Source organism: Phytobacter sp. RSE-02, from assembly GCF_040578655.1.
Taxonomy (GTDB): Bacteria; Pseudomonadota; Gammaproteobacteria; order Enterobacterales; family Enterobacteriaceae; genus Phytobacter; species Phytobacter diazotrophicus.
In genome coordinates this window covers 1-19,902 of sequence record NZ_JBEULY010000002.1, presented here as the reverse complement: position 1 = coordinate 19,902, position 19,902 = coordinate 1, and the positions used below count along the sequence as shown (strand labels likewise).

The window sequence follows — 19,902 nt, the reverse complement described above, 5'->3', positions numbered from 1 at the left end:
CACCTGCATGCCGTTCATCCCTCTTTGCGACTATGAAGCGGAAATTGCAATATGAACGTTGATCCCACCCCTTCCTCAGACTCGCAGCGGATATGTCCCATGTGTTTGTCGATGACTGTCGAGTAGACAATGGCAAGCCCCTGCCCCGTCCCCTTACCCACGGCTTTGGTCGTGAAGAAGGGATCGAAAATACGATCCAGAATACCCGCGGGTATGCCGCTACCGTCGTCCTCTACGCGTATTTCCATATAATCGCCGTTTTGCTCAGCAGAGATGACAATACGACCTTTTTCCTTAACGCCTTTCTGCAGGGTATCAGCAATCGCATGAGCGGCGTTGACTACCAAATTAAGTATGGCCTGACTGACCATATCGCGCAGACAGGGCAGCAAGGGCAAATCGTCGCCAAAATGGGTTTCCAGATCAGCGACATATTTCCACTCATTGCGCGCGACCGTCACGGTTGTACGGATGACCTCACGGATATCGACAGATTCTTTCTCGTTTTGCGATGGGTGAGAAAACTCTTTCATGGCAGCGACAATTTTCGCAATGTGCTCAAGGCCTTCCAGGGACTCATCTAACGCAGAGGGAATTTGGCTGCGTAGAAAATCAATCCGGGCACGCTTTAAAACCGTGTCGAATGCCTCTATCGTCGGCTCATTGTCCAGTTTCTCACGCGCAACGTCGACCACCGCAAGGGCGGCATCAAGCACCTTTGTCAGCGTTACATGGGCGGTTTTCACAAAACCAACATTGTCAGAAACATACTGGGTCGGGGTATTAATTTCATGTGCAATACCCGCGGCAAGCTGACCAATCGATTCCATTTTCTGCGCTTGCAACAGTTGGGCCTGCGCTAACCGTAATTCCGATAATGCTTTTTCAAGCTCGCGCCGCTCGTTCTCAAGTTCCATCGTCTTACGAGCAACGACCTTCTCCAGACCAATATTCTGTTCCAGAATCGCAAAAGGCGTTGTATGGCTATGCCTGGCCTCTTGTGCAATACGGCGTTTCAGGACATCGATTGTTTTATCGCGGGCGTGTAGTTTGCGCTCATAATCGGCAAGTGACAGGCCCGCATTGGGTTCGTGGGTAAAAGAAGACATAATTTATCCTCCGATAGCAACGCCTGTGAATGTCTGGTTTACGTGCAGCCCGTTGTACTGCTCGCCGTAGGTAGAAAAACCGATCACATTGTTCTGGCGCATAATGTCGCTAATCGGTTCTTCAAGACCTTCTTCTTCAAACTGGAGGCGGCGAAGGATACAATCGCAACCGATGATGACACGCGGGTCAGGAATTATTTCATGAACCTTTTCAAACGATTGCCTGAAGGTCTCGATGGGATCTTCTGCTCTGCCAATCGAAATAATCAACCCCTCTTCAATCGCGCAGTAGCAGGTTAACGAAAAATCGGCATTCCATTTCTGAATGGAGCGTACATAAGGTTCATCGCCAAGCGAGAGCACCAGCGGGTTGCGAGAAAATATCGTGGGCGTTAACTCGTCCACGCTCAGGCCGAGAGATTCGGCGTAGACTTGTGCGGCAGGTTCGCCGTTAATTTCAAAAATGATCCGTTTCTCTGGATCGGCTTCGGTAATCACCAATTCCACGTCGCTGGGAACAAAGTGTTGAATTTTAAACGTCGCAAGAGGAGAGTGGGTCTCAATGACCGCAAAAACCGCTGCGTCTGATACAAATTTACCGTTGCCGTCGTAAATGAAGCTTTGTTCAAAGCGCAGGTCATCACCCGCCGATCCCCCGATGATAGGCACATTCCCTATCTGCTGATAAAGATTAGCCACAAGTCGCTCTTCGGCCATCGAAAGCCCATCGACAAGCAACAGACCGAAGCGATTAATATTTGGCCTTGCCTCGCTGTCGAGACGGATTTTTTCAGCCATGTCCGCAATAACGGCAGAGTATTCAACTAAGGGATGGATCATAAAAGCGGAGGCCCGAAAATCACTCCCTAAGCCCAGGCCGAGCATCCCGGAGTGCTGGAAACCATCCAGACCAATTTGCCCGGAGGAGGTGCATCCTATAAGCGTGCATGAAAAGGTTTTTTTTAATTCGCTGCCTAATATTTCAAGATCATAATCCGGAGAGCAAAAAAATAAGATGGTTTCAATATCCTCATGACCAATCTTATTGGCAAATTCAGCTACAGCCTGGACAGGATCGCGTAATTCACTACTTGCATATTTTAGTTTGACATTCACGGCATATTCTCCGGCTGAGAAAAGCGATAGTGTTTATTTTAAACAGTACATGCTCAAAAAGATGCTCGTCTGGATTCAAGAGTTGGGGCGTCATAAAAGCTGCCACCAGGCCACTTATGAATGCCTGTCTTAATTAGTTATACATGCATGGCATTTCTCTTCAAAGACGCACGTAGACTTTCTTTTCAGGCCGCCGTCTGGATCACTTTTGTTAGCCTTTCATTCAAAACCCGGCTAATTAACGTATGTCTGTTTTTCGTTCGGCAAAATAGTGCGCGGGGGTGCTGCCCATCGTTTTTTTGAACATGGTGATGAAGGCATTCACCGATTCATACCCCAGGTTTGCCGCCACGTTTTGTACCGAGACGCCGCTTGCCAGCGCCTGCAGAGCAAGAATCAGATGGAGCTGCTGACGCCATCGTCCGAAGGTTAGCCCTGTCTCGCGTAGCATCAAGCGTGCCAGCGAGCGCTCGCTGAGCGCCAGCCGTTTAGCCCACGCTTTAAAGGTGCTGCGATCCTCCGGGTTACTGACCAGCGCATCTGCCATGGCACGTATTTTGGGATGGGCCGAAACGGGCAGACTCAATTTCTGCTGCGGCATGGTGGCTAACTCGTCAAGCGTCACTCTGGTCAGTCTTGCGACATGGCTATCGGGCGGGTAATCAATGCCCTCACGCGTTAAGCGGTCCACCAACTCTTTAATCAGGGGTGAAATCGCCAGCGTGCAACATTTTTCCGGAAGCGCAGTGGCGCCGGGTTCAATAAACAGATAATTGAGATGGGCGTTCCAGGTCGCTTTGGCGCTGTGAGGGACCCCGCCCGGTATCCAGACGGCACAATTCGGCGGCACTATCCATATGTCATTTTCGGCGCGACAGGTTACCGCGCCATACAGCGCAATGATCAATTGCCCTTTGCGATGTGTATGTACCGGCACTTCGGCCTCGTAATCAATAAAATCAAGATGCCGCGCCACTGCCGGGCACGAGGTGGCATCAGGGTCAAATAATGTTGTAACGAATTGCGGTTTCATGTGATTGGCAACATTTAGGTATTTTTTGACAGAATAGAGTATTTAATAGCATACGCAAGCCGGTAATAATCCCCGGCATGAACACATTCGCTCTCTTTCACCGTCATTTTTTGCGTGCTATCAGCAAGCTATTACGCCGTGTGGCTTCTCCCGCACTGCTGAACGATGCTAACGCGTTGCTCTATTCTGCAAAGACTTTTACCGCCGCGATGCTCGCCTATTTTATTGCGTTGTCGATAGGTCTTGAGCGCCCGTCGTGGGCCATCATTACCGTGTACATTGTTTCGCAAACCTCGGTGAGCGCGTCACTGAGCAGAAGCCTTTATCGTCTGGCAGGTACAGTCATCGGCGCCGGAGCGACCGTTTTGATCGTGCCCACTTTCGTGAACATGCCGGTGCTTTGCAGCGTGATGCTCACAGGCTGGATAACCTTCTGTCTCTATTTATCCCTCCTTGTACGCACTTCACGTGCGTATGCTTTTGTATTAGCCGGTTACACCGCGAGCCTGATTGGTTTTCCTGCGGTGTTTGATCCCGGCACTATTTTTCATATCGCCATTCTCCGCGTGCAGGAGATCATGATAGGTATTTTCTGCGCCGCGCTTATTCACAGATACGTATTGCCCGCGCGTATTTCAGGGGTGTTTAACAACAAATTAGCGCAGACATTACGCTCGGCCCGACTGAAAATTGCCGACACCTTAGCAGGCAAACCCGATGAGCATTCCGATAGCCTTCATCTGGCGCTGGCACTGCAGTTTTTGCAGGGTATCAGCCACCATATCCCTTATGACTTTGCCCTTTCAGCGCCGGTCCGCCAGGCACGAAAAGCCATCCATGACCGGCTGGCTCGTCTGTTAATTGTGAATTGTGAATTACGCGATCGCTTACCGACGCCAGAGGAGATCCCCGTCGAGCTGCGGTTGTTGCTAAAGGATGTCCAGACCTGGCTTACTCATGAGGGAGAAAGTGAGCAGACAATCAGCGCAGAGGCGCTAAAAAAACGCAGTGAACAGTTAACGGCGTTATACGCTTCGCAGTCACCGACAATGACAATGACAGATGCAATACGGGCCAGTTTTACGCGCCACCTGACAGAAGCCATCGTGCTTTTACAGCAATGCGAACGCCTTTCTGATGCGGTTCGCCACGCGAAAAACACCCCCGCGCTGATGGAGGTCAAGGCTGCAAAAGGCTACGTATTCCACCGGGATCACCTTAGCGCTGCACGCACAGCGCTGGGGGCTTTCTCGATAATCTTAAGCGGCTGCCTGATTTGGATTTACTCAGCCTGGCCAGATGGCGCCACGGCGGTCTCTGTTCTTGGGGTCTGCTGTACGCTGTTTGCCAGTTTCGACACGCCAGCCCCCCACCTTGTGAAATATATTATGGGTTCCGTCTGGGGGGTACTGATAAGCCTGTTCTATAGTTTTGTCCTTCTTCCGCAAGTGACTGATTTCGCGGTATTGGTTGCGGCGCTTGCCCCCGCCTATTTGCTGGCCGGATCGCTCCAGGCGCGCCCGCCCACCACATTTATGGCCATGGGGATCACCCTCACCCTGCCAATCCTTTGCGAATTAGGCGCGCATTACAGCGGGGACTTCGCTGTAGCCATCAATACCTCTATTGCCTTGTTTGCCGCCATCGGCTTTGCCGTGGTCAGCATGAGTTTGTTGCAAACGGTGCAGGCAGACGCGGCCATTAACCGTCTGCTGAAACTCTGTCGACGCGATATCCGGCGCAGCGTGAAAGGTGTTTTTAAACCCGATGAGATGCACTGGACCAATCTGATGATAGACAGAACTGCCCTTTTACTGCCGCGTTTGCAACGCAGTGAACACGCCTCAGAACAGGTGCTTGAGCATATGTTGCACTATCTGCGAATTGGCCTCTCTGTCATGCATTTACGCCACTGTTATTCGCGGGCGGAAAGAAAAACGGCCAGAGAGATCAATGACCTGCTTTACCAGCTTATTCACACGAAAGACATACCTGCCGTACGCGAGCGCATTGCGTCAATGATTCGCCTCTCACTGCCTGCGCCAGATGAACAATCGCGCCAGGTTGTCGACAGGCTTGTTGATCTGCACTGCGCACTGCGAAGGAGCAAGAAGGAGCAAGAAAATGCTGAATGACATCAATATTGGGGGTGTTTTTCTCCCCGGTCTGCTGGTCATTGCGCTTATTAGCCTGGCCTGCACGCTGTTACTCGTGCCGCTGTTCTCTTTCAGCAGGTTTTATTGCCGTTTGCCTTGCCGCCCGCTGATTGGTTTCTCACTGTATATCGTCACTTTTTTCCTGTTCCTGCATGACGTTAACGCGCTGGGGTTATTTGCATGAAATCGTTTCTCTCTTTATTGACCCGCTATGCGCTGACGCTAAGCGCAGCCGCCGTGTCAGCTATTCTGGCTTTCATGATGTGGAAGCATTATGCGCAGACGCCCTGGACCCGCGATGGACGGGTTCGTGCGGATGTAGTGCAAATTGCGCCGGACGTCTCAGGGCCGGTTATCAGCGTGGCTGTCAGAGACAATCAGTGGGTGAATCGTGGCGATGTTCTCTATTCCATCGATCCGCACTGGTTGACGCTGGCGTTGCTCAGCGCGCAGGCTGACGTCGACGCTAAACGTCATGAAATGCTGATGCGCCAGGATGCCGCCAGACGACGTGTGCAGATAAAAGGCATGATTTCCGGTGAGGATTTGCAGCAAACAAGCAGCGCGGCGAATATCGCAACGGCCAATTATCATGGCGCGCTGGCTGCGCTGGAACTGGCAGAACTCAATTTATCCCATGCCACCGTGCGGGCGCCGGTTGCCGGTTATGTCACGCATCTGCGGCTTCGCCCCGGCGACTATGCAACTGCCGGGGAAACAAAGGTCGCCATCGTCGACGCGCAAAGCTTCTGGGTGGTGGGCTATTTTGAGGAAACTAAACTGCGCCACATTCGCGTGGGAAATACCGCGCACATTGCGCTGATGGGGTTCGAGCCCGTCCTGACCGGCCACGTTGAGAGTATCGGGCATGGGATTGGTGATAATAATGACGACACGGGCGGTCTGGGCCTGCCGCAGGTTGAACCGACTTTTAACTGGGTACGTCTTGCCCAGCGCATCCCGGTGCGTATTCACATCGATAACTTGCCGCAAGGGGTCGAATTAGTGGCAGGATTGTCGGCAAGTATCTCCATCGCACCTTAGGCCACACTGGTTGTCGCAGTTATCCAAATCATTTCCCTCACGGCGTGGATAGCACCGCGCCGGTTGCCTCTTGTGGCGGTCGGAATGAGGTTTCTCTCGTCCCGTCAAAATAACATTCGGTGAGCGCGGAAAATAAGATATATCCCGGAGGGGGAGATTCAGCATTTTTTACGCTCTTTCTTAATCATTTTTAAATTCTGCGCGCGAATTTGTCGGCACATGATGAGTTAAATAGATTTAAAAAATATTCACCCGCAGGTGCCAGGTGTATTTAAAATTGTTATTCTGGTTTTGCTTAATCACCTCCCTCCATAAGGAGCCCCCATGCCAGAGTACTGTTTTTTTAAAAAGGGTAAGCATACCGTTGCTCTGAAAAAATCAGATGAACAACGCGCATTTCAGTTGACTGAGCAGGGTTATGAAAAGCAGTTTGAAGAGATCATTGCCGCGAATGAAAAACAGGCGCTTGCCCGCTTTGCTGATATTCGCCGGGAAAAGGAAATCGATCAGCATAACTTCCTGGCAGGCGCTATTGCTATGCCGCTGATAGGCGTTATGACGGCGGCGGCAACGTCTCTTTTCAAAAAAAGGAAAGACGCAAGCAAAACATAACGCCCTTACTTTAAGGGCACCGGATTGACGGGCCGCAGCCCTGAACGTTGCAGCCCGCCAGCGGTGTTACATCGTCACTGCGACAACATCCCCATTCACGCGTGAGCAGGGTTTATCTGTTTTATCGCCAGTTCCACGACATCTTTACTGAAATCAAAATCACCGCTCAGTAATGCCGCAGCGTCAAACCAGCGCGCTTCAAAGACATCCGACGCGGCAGTCGGTTCTCCCCCCTGCCAGGCACAAATGACCGGGATCAGCAGATAATGGTAAAGAAGCTCGCCGGCGGCGTTGTAATCAAATGCTTCCAGGGGCACATCCGTCGACTGGTAAATAACCCGCAATCCGGTCTCTTCGTTTACTTCACGCAACGCGGCCTGTTCTATGGTTTCGCCTGCCTCGATTTTTCCACCCGGAAAACCCCAAAAACCTGCGTCAGGTGGGTTAGCGCGACGTACAAGCAGTACACGAGATTTATGGACGATCACCCCCAGTACGGCGGCAACGGGATGTATGGTGTGTGGCATGATACGCTTTCCTGCGCGCACTGGCCGGGAGCGCCCGGCGCAGCGCCCTTAAATACGATTAATTTTTCACCCATTTACTCGCAGGCGCCTGATAGTTGCGAAAATACGCCACGACATTTTCGACATCCGTGGAAAACGGCAGCATATCGGCGTAACGGGCATGCATGAATCCCTCGGTAACCATTTTCTCAACCATCGCCTGCAGCGGATCGTAATAACCGTTGATATTCAGGAATGCGCAGGGTTTGTGGTGAATACCGAGTTGTGCCCAGGTCCACTGCTCGAAAATCTCTTCCAGCGTACCCGCACCACCAGGCAATGCGATAAAGCCATCCGATAGCGCCGCCATTTTGGTTTTTCGCTCGTGCATATTTTCCACGACGTGAAGTTCACTCAGCCCCTGGTGCGCGATCTCCTTTTCAAACAGACCTCGCGGCATAACCCCCACCACGTGGCCGCCGTGCGCCAGGCAGGCATCGGCAACGGCGCCCATCAGGCCAACCTTACCGCCACCGTAGACAAGAGAAATGTCGGCCGCCGCGAGGGTTTTGCCCACATAGCGCGCCGTTTCGATATACAGCGGATTTTCCCCGGAAGATGAACCACAAAAGATACCAATCGCTTTCATTACAACACTCCGTTGTTAGTGGAGGCGGTAATTTACCATATCTTTGTGTCAGCTTATTGCGCCTGTGGGTTGGACAATGTCGGTCGGCACATTCTGGGAATTAAATGCGGAACAGTAAATTAAATAAGCTCAGTTTTTGTTCCGTAATTGTTGCGTACACTCACGTTAACCATTAAGGAGGTACGTATGAATATCGATAGCTGGCTCAATCAACTGCTTAACGCGTTCACCGAACAACAAAAACCCGCATGGATGCCACAATGCCTCTGGCTGTCACCGCAGCAGAAGATAGCGATTATCCGTGAGTTGATCTGTCCGGTGAGTAAAAAGTAAAAACATCATCTGGCGTCAGAGAGGCCAGATGATGTTGATAAACAGTGCGGCCTACCCACCAACAACCGGGGGCGTCCGTGAGTCCGGAAATTCACTCCTCTTCGGCTTCCAGTGCCCGCTTGATATCATTAAGTTTTGCTGTCTGGCGGCGCATCTCCAGCAGATAGAGCGCTTCATAGGCTTCGATACCCACGAGGTTTTGTTCACCCAGCATATCTAAATCCTCTACCAGTAACGCGATCTCTTCCGGCGTGATTTTCGGTCTCATCATCACTCTCCTTTGGGTTAAACAAGCCAGCTTTTCGTCAAAAGACAAAGAGTAAGTATAACGGCAGTGGCTCCTTTTAACGAAGCAGCCGCCTTTTGTCGGCCTGGTGCTATTCGTACTTGTTTCGGTGTCGCTGGCAGTAAAGCAGAAGATAATCTTCAAATGAGGGGGGTAAATTGAACGTTATCGCCTGTTGCACCACGTGAATACCGTAGTGTTCAAAATAATCACTACGCGTAACGCGAAACTGGTCGATGAGGATTAGCGGTTTAGGATCAGAGAGCGTGCTTTTTTGCTCGTCGATGACCTTCACTAAATACGTATCGGCATCTGTCGCAATAACATCATAACGAACAAGACGATCGCCGGATTCGGCTGACAGGTAGTGCGTTTTTATGGATGAGTAAATCATTGGCTTACTCCTTTCATACGCGACTTATCAGAAGTATATCCGCTTAAATGAGGAGTGAAATAGTAGCGTTCACATTTCTTAGATTCGTATTTACGTCTTCCAGGTGATAGCACATTTCTGCCAAACGTAGACACAGCCCAAATTGACAGGCCCGCTTATCCAGGCAGGCCATGGTCAAATAAATTTACCCTTTCATTGGGGACGCAAGCGGTCCACCAACGATCTCTATTTCAACGTCATGACAGATCTCAAACCCTTCCGTAAGGCGCCAGACACCGGTCATTATTTTTCCTGTATCCATATTCTCAACTTTATCATGGGTATACTAAGCCACCTGCACAATACCCTGGTGCTGGATCCAGTAATAACCCTCTTTCATGGGTACACTCTGCGAGTTACTCGCCGGAATGAGTGCTATGCAAGGTCACTCAAAATACGCGGCAAAAGATAAAGACCCAACAGGAGAATTGAGTCATTCAGGATGTGGAAACCGTGATGCCGGGTGCCTCCCGGTGTTCCTGACGGTCAGTCAGAAACGCATTCGCTATTCGCGACTTGCATGGTATGAAGACCAGCCCCACCGCTGAGGGGGATTCATCACGTCAGAACGATTGTTTGTCGGCTTGCCATACCGAACCGTTTAAGTTTAGCCGCAAAAGGTACGTTTCACCAGCCTGGCCCGCCGCGTATGTGCGCCATAACGAATTAATGCAAAGTAAACACATTCTTAACTACCACATCGAAAATAGATAGCGAAAAAACTCAACTTCTTTCCCACCAGGCCGTTAATATAAATATGGGATAAAAAGTGAATGCAGATAGCCTGTCTGCGCGAGGAGAGAAAAATGCCGAAAATTTCTTTTGATCCTGAGTCCGGTGAACATAAGGTCATTGGTGTGATCACAACCGTCAATGTCACGCATGGCGGTTCCCTCTTCATTACTGAGACCGAAAACGGCGGCGTAACGACAACCACCGTCGAGTTTAATAACGGGGGATACGTCTCTTCTACACCAAACGAGGAGGGATTATGTGTCGCCAGCAAAGATGTGCTGATTACCTATACTGACGATCCAAATAACAAAGGCGGCATCACAATGAATGTGACCATGGATGAAAGCGTCAAATAAACGTCTGAGTATGGATAATAAAAGCGTCGCTTTCAGGTCCTGCGGCGACGCTTTTAACGATGATTTATGTATTTCCTCTTTTGCTGCCTGATTAACTCATTTTGCCATACATAGAAAATCCTGATTCTTATGAATGGACAATTGAATATATCATCATTCCTGTTGAATATTTAACTGACTAAACCATTTTGTCTGGAAAACGCCTTAACTTTCATTTTGAATGTTTCCAGGTCGTCTTGCTCCGCAAGTAATATGATATTTCCGCGAATATTATTTATTTGTTGTCGGTGTACATCCGTCAGTTTTTGCGCGGCAACAGGCTGGAGGAGGATAGCGGAGAGCGTTATTAATTTTTCGCCTGACCGTTCAGATATCACCCTGATTGCATCTGGGAAGTACCCAGGCGCACCGGCCATCACGCTGTTTATAATCAAGAAAAAATAGTCCATCGCGCACTCCCTCTCTTGAACGGGTTTTAGTACGGATTACTTCTATTAAATTACTTTTAATATATAGCCTGGCAATAACGTTGCATTGCTATTATCAGCACAGTATGACGCTGATTAACAAGAATTAATTATCGGGAAGAAGATCCAGATTCAGAAAATCACAGTGTACTGCCCGTTTTGATGTCAGAGACAAACAGCAACCAGGTTCGACGGCACCAGCGAATGGCCGTCGAACCAGTGCGGAGAGCAGGTTATGAGGGCACCGAGCCTTCTGGCGCCGTCTGTTTTGCCAAAGTACGCGCCAGAATCGAAGAATATAACGGTTTCCCACCAAGAAATTGTGCGAGTAACGTCGCACCGAGGCAGGTAATAATCATCGGCAGTATGAGCTGATAATTATCTGTCATTTCCAGTACCAGGACGATCCCCGTTAGCGGAGCACGAACGGACGCAGCAAATAACGCCCCCATCCCGGCAATGGCAAACGTACCGGCTTGAAGCCCATAGGCCGGGAACAACTCCGCGACACCCACACCATAGGCGGTGCCGAGCACGGTACCTAACGCCAACATTGGCGCGAAAATTCCGCCAGGCGCCCCGGAGCAAAAACAGAGCAGCGTTGTGAGCAGACGGACCAGAAACATAACAATTAACGCATAAAACGTAAAGCCGCCGCTGGCCGCATCGGGGATCAATTCAAAGCCGCCTCCGGCTCCTGGCGCATAAAGCAGCGCAAGGATGCCACATCCGCCACCTATACACCCCCCTACCACCAGGGTTCGCCATGTTCGCCCGCCATAGATATGCTGAAAACCATCCTGAAAAAGAAAGACGAGGCGGTTGAATAACACGCCGACGAGGCCAAATAACATTCCTAACACGAGATACAGCCACAGCGTATTGACTGGCGCATTGGATAACTGCCCTACGGCGATGACCGGGCTTTCGCCATTAAATGTGCGAAATACGATGCTTGCCATGATCACGCCAATAAAAACGGCTTTGATGGAGATAAGGTTATAGCGAAATTGCGGCCTCATCTCTTCGAGAATAAAGAGAATACCCGCCAGCGGTGCGTTAAACGCTGCCGCCAGACCGGCAGCCGCCCCCGTTGCCAGCAATGAATGGCGCGCCTCACCATGTTTTATCCGCAACAGGTCAGAGACCATTCGGCCAATATTACCACCGAGCTGAACGGTTGGCCCTTCTCTCCCGAGCACCATGCCTGCGCCGAGCGTTCCCATACCGCCAAAAAACTTCACCGGTATGACACGCCACCAGCGAACAGGGCGTAACTCTTCCAGCGCGCCTTCGATTTCAGGGATACCTGAGCCCGACGCTTCAGGCGCAAAACGCCTGACGAGAAAATAGCCCATCACCGCCAGCAGCCCGGAGATAATAAAGGCCATAGTCCATAGCGCCCACCCGCTTAAGTCAGCCTGATGCAGAAAACTTGTTCGCCAGTGCTGCACGGCATTGACGGCGCGAAAAAATGCGACGCCAGCAAACCCAACGAGCGTGCCAACAATAGCAGCACAAATTAATACGGCGACGGGCGTCCGGTCACGGTACAGCAACGCTTTGAACATGCTCTTACGTGCCAATTCCGTTTCAGGAACTTGCACATCTGATGAACCAGGAACAATCATTTTTGCTATGTCATCTACCAACAAGGGGGGAGAGTTTAACGCACCTTGTGCCGACTAAACAAAAACGATGTCGTTACAGGACGTATCACTTCCCTTGAAACAGGTCCCTTCGCGCGGAATATCGCCCTGTCGTGTTGCTGTCAGCCCGCTGTCGTGTGGATGTCGTGTTGCTCTTATCTGGCCCCCGGCATACTTCTGCCGGGTAAACATTCAGCCAGGAGAATAACCATGACTATTTTCACCATTCTCAGTCATACCCCGCTGTGGGTATGGATACTTTTTGCTTTTCTTATGCTGCGGGGCTATGCCGCGCTCTCAGAGCGCGAAATGAATATCAGTCAGTTGTTTATTTTACCGCTACTCTTTCTGATTTGGGGAGTATGGGGTTTAAAGGAAGAGTTTAATTTTAATGTTGCCTCATTAGTGGGCATGTTTAGCGGACTTGCGTTGGGTATTGTGGCCGGGTGGCGGTTATGGAAAAACCAGCCTCGTTTAAAAAACAAACCGCATAGCGACAGAATTATTCGCGCGGGCACGCCTCTGACACTGATTTTTATTATCATGGGCTTTGGCTCGAAATATTGTCTGCTGGTTTGGTTGTCGTTGCATCCGGAAGCACACGATGCAGTACAATTCAGCGCTCTGTTCGGCGTTATTACCGGACTCGTTGATGGGTTGTTCTGGGGTGGGACACTGAATCTGTTTTTCTCATGGCGCAAAATGTCGCCGCATGTACGAGGCGCTTAAGCAGATTCTGCGGCACTGTGGCCCAACCTTTTGGCAAATTATGCGGCCTGCTGTAGTCATGCAGGCCCACGGAACATAATTACTCGCCGTTGAGTACCAGCTTATTATAGGCCTCTAATAGTTGCGTCTGAGAAACATAACGGTCGGCCACAAAAGAGATGGCGCCACATTTACCATTGCTAAACGTCACAAAGCTAATCTCTATCGCCAGGCTTTTTACAACCGCGCCGGGATAGATACAATTAATCTTACGTTCATACGGTCTGACATCGATTAATTCAGCAGGTTTCTCTTTGATAAATAAAAGGACTTTCCTCATTTTTCATTCACATTAATCAACAGATACCTGAGTGGAATGTAATTATTACATCACCCTGGCTGGTATCTTAATTTCAGGAATAATCTGAGAGCACATAACACTCATCAAAGCGTGGTGCTTTCCGAATTTATTTTATCCCTCCCTTACAGCCGAAAAAAACAAAGCATTTTGTGGAGATCAGACGGCATTAAAAAGTAGTCTAACGTCATGGGACCATCGATTAAAGGTAGACATACTTAATGAATTATTACACCCATAAATTATTTCATTATCAACTATGCCGTTTGAATCACATTGCACCGCTTCGGTTAGCACGTTAATTTAACGTTTGCGTAGCATTTAATTATCACGCATAAAAAACCGGGCATCAGCCCGGTTTTTTATGCTATTTCTGGCCCTACTCGCTCAGGCCTCGGTTTTTCAGCATCGGTTCAATCTGCGGATCATGACCGCGCCACTGGCGATAAAGTTCAGCTAAATCAGTACTATTGCCACGCGACAAAATCGCTTCGCGGAATCTTTGCCCGTTTTCTCGGGATAAACCGCCCTGCTCCACAAACCACTGGAAGCCATCGTCCGCCAGCATTTGCGTCCACAGATAGGCATAATAACCCGCTGCGTAACCACCGCCGAAGATATGGGCGAAGCATATAATTCAGTTATTTATTTTATTCAATATAAACAGAGAGTTACCCCCTTATTTGCGCTGCAATTTTGCTGGATAACACTATAAATAGATTATTATATTATTCAGTAAGTTGCATATCATTTTGGGGAACCGCTTCCTCAAAAGTACCTCTTCCCATCTCTAAAATAAGCAAATTTCATACAAAGAAGCAGGAATGAAAGACATCTGATCTTTCTCACCGAGCAAGACAAGCAATCCGGAGCCGATTTTCCTTAACAACTTCATTTATGCACAAAGATACTTTTAGCTGAGAGAACTCTTTTACATGTTAACTAATGAGTTTTTAATTAGACCCGTATTAAATATAAATCAATAGGTTATGTTATCATTTACCAATACTTAGCTTTTATGATCTTTCCGAACCAACAATATGCTGCTAAGAATTAATATTATGGCGTCATCCTATTAATAATCAGGCCTGCTGTGAGCAAAACCAAAATCACGCTAGCAGTTTATACTTATTACTAATAAAAAAATCGAAAGCAATACAAAGATGAACACTTAAGGTTAACTATTCCGGACATAGAACGTTAAGGGAATGATGGCTAAATTTATTTAAAACTCAGCCATCGATGATTATAACTTAGATAGGGAAGAAGCCTTTCCTACCGTTAGATCCTTCTACACCAACAAATTCAGTGTATTTTAATTTTCTCTTTTGTAATGGAGATGGTTCTTCATTTTCCAAAATTATAATTTGCCCTACCGTCTTTTTATCCCCCAACCACGAATAAAAGTTCTCCTTTACGCTTTCATCTAGAAGTTCCTCTTTATTGTCGAAAGATATATGTTTAGGATCTTTGTATGTCACAACAGGTGAGTCAATAATCAGAAAACCAGAATGAGGGTAACCTTTTTTAATTGCCCGCTCCATAAGACAGATCATGAATGCAGTTAAGAAGATCCCTCTTTTGCCTTTACCGAATGATACACGCTGGCGATTATTTATAATGATATCAGAAAATTTTTCATCGAATGAAACTGTCTCTACTCCAGGCACTTGCCACTCAGACAGCAAAGTCATTATATCCTGACACAGAGAAGTACTACTTTCTGATAAATCTCGGACTATTTTATGTCTTGTTTTTTTTGTTTTCGCTGTTACGTCAGCAAGACGCACACTTAAACTCTCTATTTTCTCTAGACTTTTAATATAAGAGTTGAGCTCACTTTTTCTTTCAGATAATAGGTCAAAACTGAATTTGTCAATCGGTTTCACTGGAGACATTAATAACTCTTTCTTTCCTAAAATGCCTTTCGCCTTTTCACTTATATCAGATTTTTGCTTATATAGGAGTTCCATTTCAGCCTGAATCCCTCGAACAGCATCCAAGAGACCGTCCTTAAGACTCATGATTTTCTTTTTTTCTGACTCTGATGCCAAGCAAATAACTGAAAAATTAATATTATTTTTTTCGTGATTATATTGTCTTTCAAATGGCGTTGCGCATAAAGGACACGCATTTGTTTCAAATCCGGGCACGATCTCCGCGGCCTTCTTAAGCACCTCTAACCTAGATACATCATTTGAGTACTTTTCATCTAATATCCGGAAACGGGATAATGACTCACGGTAGGCTGTAATTTTGTTATCTATTGTATTTTTTTCACTCTCTAATGAAAGTTCCTGCGTCCTTATTTCAAGTAACTCAGCACTTAGGTCTTTGACAATTGTATTCACTCTCTTAATCTCGTTGTCAACTAATTCCAAGGAGTACTCTAGTTCACTTTTAACTAAACCTTCAGGTATTTCATTTTTAAGAATGCTAATCTGTTCTTCGATAGCAGCTGCTTGTCCCTTTGCTTTATTTATTTCATCCATCGATAGTGGCAATATCATTTCTGAATCATCATTACCGGTAAGTACCAATGCTATACTTGCAGAATTTCTAGTAGTGATATTGGAGTCTGAACCAATAAAAACAACATTGTCCAATGTCCTTATTTCATCAAAAATCGATAGAAGGCGTATATCCCCCGGAGTGAAATTACCCTTAACTCCACGTTTAGTTAAAATAATCTTCCCTGCAGCATTACTCCATTTGACCATTAATAAATTAAAATCCTCTTTCAATTTATCATGTTCTGACTGAGGAATAGCATTTAAAAATCCATGGTATACACTTATCTCATTACTTACCAAGTCTCTGAATATGGTAAATTCTTTTTCGTCACTTACTTTAATCTGCAATGAAACAATCGTATAACCTTCTGATAAACCTATATCCTTTGGTCTATCCCTCCCTCCCAGACAATAGCGAAAACATTCAATAATATATGATTTCCCCGTGTCAGTTGGACCAAAGATCAAATGAGATTCTCCATTGAAGGAAATACTTGCCTCTTCTTTATTTGAACCAAAAACTGTAAGTTTGAATATTTTAATTGTCATTATGGCTTCCTTTCAATTTCAGAAGAGGTGAATTCGGCTCCCCAAGTCAAACTTTTCTTATCGAATAAAGACGCAAGTTCATCAAGACTGAAATCGCCAAAGGTGGTCGCAACCCATTTACATGATGCATTCAATTTTGATGCATAACTACTACCAATCAACCCTACTAACGCCGGACCATTATCGCCAACTGAATAATAAATACCTGTTGAATCATACGTCACATCGATAAAAGATCTTGCTGACATTAAATGAAGCCCCTGTTCAATAATATCCCTTTTGCATATATATTCCCCTCCTCTCATTGGCACAGGTGTATGTAAACTTGTTGGGCCACCTAAATCCTCTGAGTAAACGGTTGCATACTCAAGGTAAACTAGCTTTTGTAAATCAACCTTTCTTGGGTAAAGAGAAAGTAATAAATACACCATTCGCACACCCATTTCAAACGGTGAGTTAAATAGATTATTCATTTTTATCCTCTTTGACCCAATTTAGTTGTCCGTTATTAGCCAGGTGATGACACGTTCCCTGGAGATCTCCCGCATGAAGCCTTTCATGTAGGGGGTTAGATGTTATCTGAAGGGAATTCGCTACATTTTGAACCGCTGTTATTTTATCAACACCATTCGCATAAGGAAGTGAAGCTACGGAGCCTATCCCTGTATTTACTTGTTCTAAAAGATCATCAAAGGCACCTGGTATTTTATCTCGACTAAATCTATTTAAACCCTCAGCGCAATAAAAAAGAATCCTTTGCTGTACAAAATGGTCGATATAAATATCGGGAATTTCTGCGAAAGAAATGATTTCTTTTCTTTGCACGCTTCCATATGCTTTATATAATTTCCTTATATAGTTTTGTTCTTTGGTGTCGGGCTCGATAGGCACTTTTGGATTAGCTCCTCGCGGACCTAATACGCCAAACATCTCCCAATGGCCATTAGATCTAGAATGTATATCAATCATTTCACTTGTGGTTTTAATTTTTATTATATCAAAAGGAAAACCCTCTATAAATAACTCTAACTCAGGACTTAAATCTTTCTTGAAAGTTTTAAAATCCCCTTTTTTATCCTTCCACTCTTTTAATATCCAACTTTTCAGCGTATCACTATTTGATGAAGTTGGATTTGTAACCAAATCATATAACTTGGGTCCTATTTTAAGAGCACAAATAAAATAATTCCTTGGCTGTGTATATTCATTTGAATAAACATAAAACAAAAATTTAGCTAAGTCAGGAGCAAAAGCACTTGGTGATAATGTTTCTTCATAATGTTTTGCTTGATAAAGGTCCCAAGAACAATATTCGGTTTTTTCTTGTGTGTTACCACAAACATCACGGCCTTTATCTCCTGCACCACCGATACGGTGCACCTGAGCATATACGCCTTCTTTAGCAAGCTGGTGAACGGATTGTAGGATAAAGTTCTCCCATTCATCTTCATTCATCAATAACAGTCTTTGCTCTGGAGTTGGCTGCGCAGGCCCTCTATGGTAATACATGCTCATGATCATCCTTATTCAATTGCTAATACACTGTTTTATATGCCTTTTTAAACAGAGCAATGCTATCAATAAATAACAATCTTATCTACCAACTATAGGTTGCAGTAGATTATTTTAATATACATCCAACTGGCTCAATTTCGCATTTAAAAAATACCTAGGCATCTATAGATTGATGAGATATTCGCTAGCTTTATCTACCTGCGGCACAAAGCGGCTGTTAAGGTAGCCGTCATCAACAAGGATGTGAGGGAGGTAAAAATCCGTTAGTGCTACACTTCTCCCCAAAAAACCACTTACCGTTGTTTTTACCTGCAATCTCTATGGCAGACCTTTTGCTGCTTACACCGGACAGCCATCCTTTCCTGTCCGGTATACGAAATACGTCACGCGACCGACAACCACAACATCTTCCAAAGACTCTCCCTCGATCGCCTCTCCATCTTCCGTAATTAAGGACCGCCCTATGAATTTCGCACACTGCTGGCGGTCATATAGAGACAGAACAACAGTGCATCCCTGCTCCAGTTTTCCAAGATTGGCCTCGACGACGGCGTAGCCGGTTGCTGTCGGCATTAATCCTGTAGTGGCGCTAACGCCGCAAATTGCATCAAGTGTTTGCATTAGCGGACAATCCCCATATTGCGAAGTAACCAGAGACGGTTTTCACTGAAATCTGGCGTTTTATCGACGAAGCTGGGCTGGTTCAGTTCAATCCACCTGTTGGCGTCCTGCTCTGTGAAATGGTGGTTGTGCTTGCGTAACTCACGAATAAAATCGCCCGTGCGCAAGCACATATACCCTTTAGGATTAAGTTGGATGGCGTCACGGAACGCGACAAAAACATTGTTTCGGCGGGGCATAGTCATCTCCTAAAAAATACTGTATATGAATACAGTATTTTTTATTGAGCAACAGATCAACTCAGCTTGTGACTATCAATTTTTTGCATAGAGTAAGGGTTTGATTACTCTGCCACCGGCTCGTTAGTTTTACCGGATTCCAGTGCTATAACGCGTGCGGTCAAGGCGTCAACCTGCGCCATCAGAGCCAGAATCGCCTCATGGTGCAGCGCTGCGGCAACGCCATAGGAGTCCGGAGACAAAACGCCCGCTACTACGCTACCGTCCGGCAGTGTCACATCATGAGTCTCCACAACTGCATCCGGGAACGCGCGCTGCACATCCTGTGCTGTCAGGCCTATTCCGTAACTGCCGTTGGTTTTCCAGTGCCAGGATTGCCCTCGCATAAGAGCCATTTTTCCCAGCGGGTCAGGAACAGGCCCGTCCAGGTCTTTCAGTCGTTCGTCACATGTAGGAGTCCATGAAACACCAGTTGCCACACCAGACTGAGAGAATACCCAGTAGGCCGGAGTGCCTCCGTAGGACAGTTGGAAGATGCCATACGAGCCATTACCCTGGACAGCCTGTGCGTACAGCGAAAAATCAATTCCGGCATAAACACCACTGCGGAATTTAGAACCGATTAGTTCTGAGTTGGTTATTGTACCGTTAGCAGGCGTCGCGGCAGGTGATGCCGCACTGGATTTTACTGTCCCCGCGATAACCCCGCCGGACTTCCCGTCTATTGTGCTCAGGCGCGTATCATTGCCCTGGCAAAATGACCCGGCGACGTTGCCGAATGGGTTTGTTAATCCCGTCCCGCCCTGCCCCTGGCTGAGCGGTGTTGTCAGCCCGTTCAGAGAAGTGATATCTGAGTTAGCCCCTTTTTTTGCCAGCGACTTCTGGCCGGGAACCGTGACGGCCACACCGTTTGTT

23 protein-coding genes and 2 pseudogenes are annotated in these 19,902 nt (G+C 47.2%); 7 read left to right on the top strand and 18 right to left on the bottom strand.

Translation table 11 applies throughout. From position 1 onward, the window contains the following. Window positions 1-14: 14 nt before the first annotated feature. The 3 genes from ABU190_RS03805 to ABU190_RS03795 all read right to left on the bottom strand — a co-directional run bounded on the left by ABU190_RS03805 (window position 15) and on the right by ABU190_RS03795 (window position 3,258). Window positions 15-1,109 carry an ATP-binding protein gene (locus tag ABU190_RS03805; protein WP_354690441.1) on the bottom strand — a complete coding sequence of 365 codons (1,095 nt, stop codon included), beginning with the start codon at window positions 1,107-1,109 and terminating at the stop codon, window positions 15-17. Window positions 1,110-1,112: 3 nt separating this feature from the next. Next, window positions 1,113-2,225, bottom strand: a complete 1,113-nt coding sequence (locus tag ABU190_RS03800; protein ID WP_354690440.1) for an FIST N-terminal domain-containing protein — start codon at window positions 2,223-2,225, stop codon at window positions 1,113-1,115. Window positions 2,226-2,463: 238 nt separating this feature from the next. Further along, window positions 2,464-3,258 (bottom strand): helix-turn-helix transcriptional regulator, encoded by a 795-nt coding sequence (locus ABU190_RS03795; protein WP_354690439.1) that lies wholly within the window; start codon window positions 3,256-3,258, stop codon window positions 2,464-2,466. Between the two features lie 77 nt (window positions 3,259-3,335). On the opposite strand from ABU190_RS03795, the gene ABU190_RS03790 reads away from it, so the two are divergent. The 4 genes from ABU190_RS03790 (at window position 3,336) to ABU190_RS03775 (ending at window position 7,070) form a co-directional block, all read left to right on the top strand. Further along, window positions 3,336-5,393: an FUSC family protein gene (locus ABU190_RS03790; protein ID WP_354690438.1), complete on the top strand. Its 2,058-nt coding sequence runs from the start codon at window positions 3,336-3,338 to the stop codon at window positions 5,391-5,393. Beyond that, window positions 5,383-5,598 carry a DUF1656 domain-containing protein gene (locus ABU190_RS03785; RefSeq protein WP_354690437.1) on the top strand — a complete coding sequence of 72 codons (216 nt, stop codon included), beginning with the start codon at window positions 5,383-5,385 and terminating at the stop codon, window positions 5,596-5,598. The genes ABU190_RS03790 and ABU190_RS03785 overlap by 11 nt, the downstream gene beginning before the upstream one ends. Then, window positions 5,595-6,458, top strand: a complete 864-nt coding sequence (locus ABU190_RS03780; RefSeq protein ID WP_039078892.1) for an HlyD family secretion protein — start codon at window positions 5,595-5,597, stop codon at window positions 6,456-6,458. The genes ABU190_RS03785 and ABU190_RS03780 overlap by 4 nt, the downstream gene beginning before the upstream one ends. A gap of 324 nt (window positions 6,459-6,782) precedes the next feature. Beyond that, on the top strand, window positions 6,783-7,070 hold the full coding sequence (locus tag ABU190_RS03775) for a hypothetical protein (RefSeq protein ID WP_354690436.1): 288 nt from the start codon (window positions 6,783-6,785) through the stop codon (window positions 7,068-7,070). 95 nt (window positions 7,071-7,165) lie between these two features. On the opposite strand, the gene ABU190_RS03770 is transcribed toward ABU190_RS03775, so the two are convergent. Continuing rightward, window positions 7,166-7,597, bottom strand: a complete 432-nt coding sequence (locus ABU190_RS03770) for an NUDIX hydrolase (protein ID WP_354690435.1) — start codon at window positions 7,595-7,597, stop codon at window positions 7,166-7,168. Between the two features lie 58 nt (window positions 7,598-7,655). After that, on the bottom strand, window positions 7,656-8,225 hold the full coding sequence (locus ABU190_RS03765) for a TIGR00730 family Rossman fold protein (RefSeq protein WP_354690434.1): 570 nt from the start codon (window positions 8,223-8,225) through the stop codon (window positions 7,656-7,658). 186 nt (window positions 8,226-8,411) lie between these two features. Here ABU190_RS03765 and ABU190_RS03760 point away from each other — a divergent pair, with 186 nt between their 5' ends. Then, complete coding sequence (locus ABU190_RS03760) at window positions 8,412-8,558, top strand: hypothetical protein (protein WP_172600650.1); 147 nt, start codon at window positions 8,412-8,414, stop codon at window positions 8,556-8,558. A gap of 91 nt (window positions 8,559-8,649) precedes the next feature. Here ABU190_RS03760 and ABU190_RS03755 read toward each other — a convergent pair whose 3' ends face one another. The 3 genes and pseudogenes from ABU190_RS03755 to ABU190_RS03745 all read right to left on the bottom strand — a co-directional run bounded on the left by ABU190_RS03755 (window position 8,650) and on the right by ABU190_RS03745 (window position 9,617). Continuing rightward, a complete protein-coding gene (locus ABU190_RS03755) occupies window positions 8,650-8,829 on the bottom strand; it encodes a hypothetical protein (RefSeq protein ID WP_125124603.1) in 180 nt (59 codons plus the stop codon). 106 nt (window positions 8,830-8,935) lie between these two features. Continuing rightward, a complete protein-coding gene (locus ABU190_RS03750; protein WP_193793479.1) occupies window positions 8,936-9,238 on the bottom strand; it encodes a hypothetical protein in 303 nt (100 codons plus the stop codon). Between the two features lie 184 nt (window positions 9,239-9,422). Continuing rightward, window positions 9,423-9,617: pseudogene (locus ABU190_RS03745) on the bottom strand (hypothetical protein). A gap of 466 nt (window positions 9,618-10,083) precedes the next feature. On the opposite strand from ABU190_RS03745, the gene ABU190_RS03740 reads away from it, so the two are divergent. Then, complete coding sequence (locus tag ABU190_RS03740; RefSeq protein ID WP_039078886.1) at window positions 10,084-10,368, top strand: hypothetical protein; 285 nt, start codon at window positions 10,084-10,086, stop codon at window positions 10,366-10,368. A gap of 170 nt (window positions 10,369-10,538) precedes the next feature. Here ABU190_RS03740 and ABU190_RS03735 read toward each other — a convergent pair whose 3' ends face one another. Further along, window positions 10,539-10,817, bottom strand: a complete 279-nt coding sequence (locus tag ABU190_RS03735; RefSeq protein ID WP_079498210.1) for a hypothetical protein — start codon at window positions 10,815-10,817, stop codon at window positions 10,539-10,541. Between the two features lie 251 nt (window positions 10,818-11,068). Then, complete coding sequence (clcA, locus tag ABU190_RS03730) at window positions 11,069-12,466, bottom strand: H(+)/Cl(-) exchange transporter ClcA (protein WP_354690433.1); 1,398 nt, start codon at window positions 12,464-12,466, stop codon at window positions 11,069-11,071. Between the two features lie 228 nt (window positions 12,467-12,694). Between clcA and ABU190_RS03725 the strand changes: the two genes are divergently transcribed. Continuing rightward, window positions 12,695-13,213 carry a DUF6622 family protein gene (locus ABU190_RS03725; RefSeq protein ID WP_354690432.1) on the top strand — a complete coding sequence of 173 codons (519 nt, stop codon included), beginning with the start codon at window positions 12,695-12,697 and terminating at the stop codon, window positions 13,211-13,213. Window positions 13,214-13,292: 79 nt separating this feature from the next. On the opposite strand, the gene ABU190_RS03720 is transcribed toward ABU190_RS03725, so the two are convergent. From ABU190_RS03720 to ABU190_RS03685, 8 genes and pseudogenes are all read right to left on the bottom strand, one after another. Continuing rightward, on the bottom strand, window positions 13,293-13,532 hold the full coding sequence (locus ABU190_RS03720) for a hypothetical protein (RefSeq protein ID WP_354690431.1): 240 nt from the start codon (window positions 13,530-13,532) through the stop codon (window positions 13,293-13,295). A 397-nt stretch (window positions 13,533-13,929) separates the two neighbouring features. After that, window positions 13,930-14,178, bottom strand: a pseudogene (locus ABU190_RS03715) (M3 family metallopeptidase); the annotation flags it as partial. A gap of 625 nt (window positions 14,179-14,803) precedes the next feature. After that, window positions 14,804-16,612: a hypothetical protein gene (locus ABU190_RS03710; RefSeq protein WP_354690430.1), complete on the bottom strand. Its 1,809-nt coding sequence runs from the start codon at window positions 16,610-16,612 to the stop codon at window positions 14,804-14,806. After that, entirely contained in the window at window positions 16,612-17,085 is a 474-nt protein-coding gene (locus ABU190_RS03705; protein WP_354690429.1) for an ABC-three component system middle component 2, read from the bottom strand. Before ABU190_RS03705 ends, ABU190_RS03710 begins: the two co-directional genes overlap by 1 nt. After that, entirely contained in the window at window positions 17,078-18,127 is a 1,050-nt protein-coding gene (locus ABU190_RS03700) for an ABC-three component system protein (protein ID WP_354690428.1), read from the bottom strand. Before ABU190_RS03700 ends, ABU190_RS03705 begins: the two co-directional genes overlap by 8 nt. 339 nt (window positions 18,128-18,466) lie before the next feature. Then, window positions 18,467-18,748 carry a hypothetical protein gene (locus tag ABU190_RS03695; RefSeq protein WP_354690427.1) on the bottom strand — a complete coding sequence of 94 codons (282 nt, stop codon included), beginning with the start codon at window positions 18,746-18,748 and terminating at the stop codon, window positions 18,467-18,469. Further along, complete coding sequence (locus ABU190_RS03690; RefSeq protein WP_354690426.1) at window positions 18,748-18,987, bottom strand: hypothetical protein; 240 nt, start codon at window positions 18,985-18,987, stop codon at window positions 18,748-18,750. Before ABU190_RS03690 ends, ABU190_RS03695 begins: the two co-directional genes overlap by 1 nt. 104 nt (window positions 18,988-19,091) lie before the next feature. Next, window positions 19,092-19,902, bottom strand: an 811-nt coding sequence (locus ABU190_RS03685; protein WP_354690425.1) for a tail fiber domain-containing protein, incomplete at its 5' end; no start/stop codon positions are given.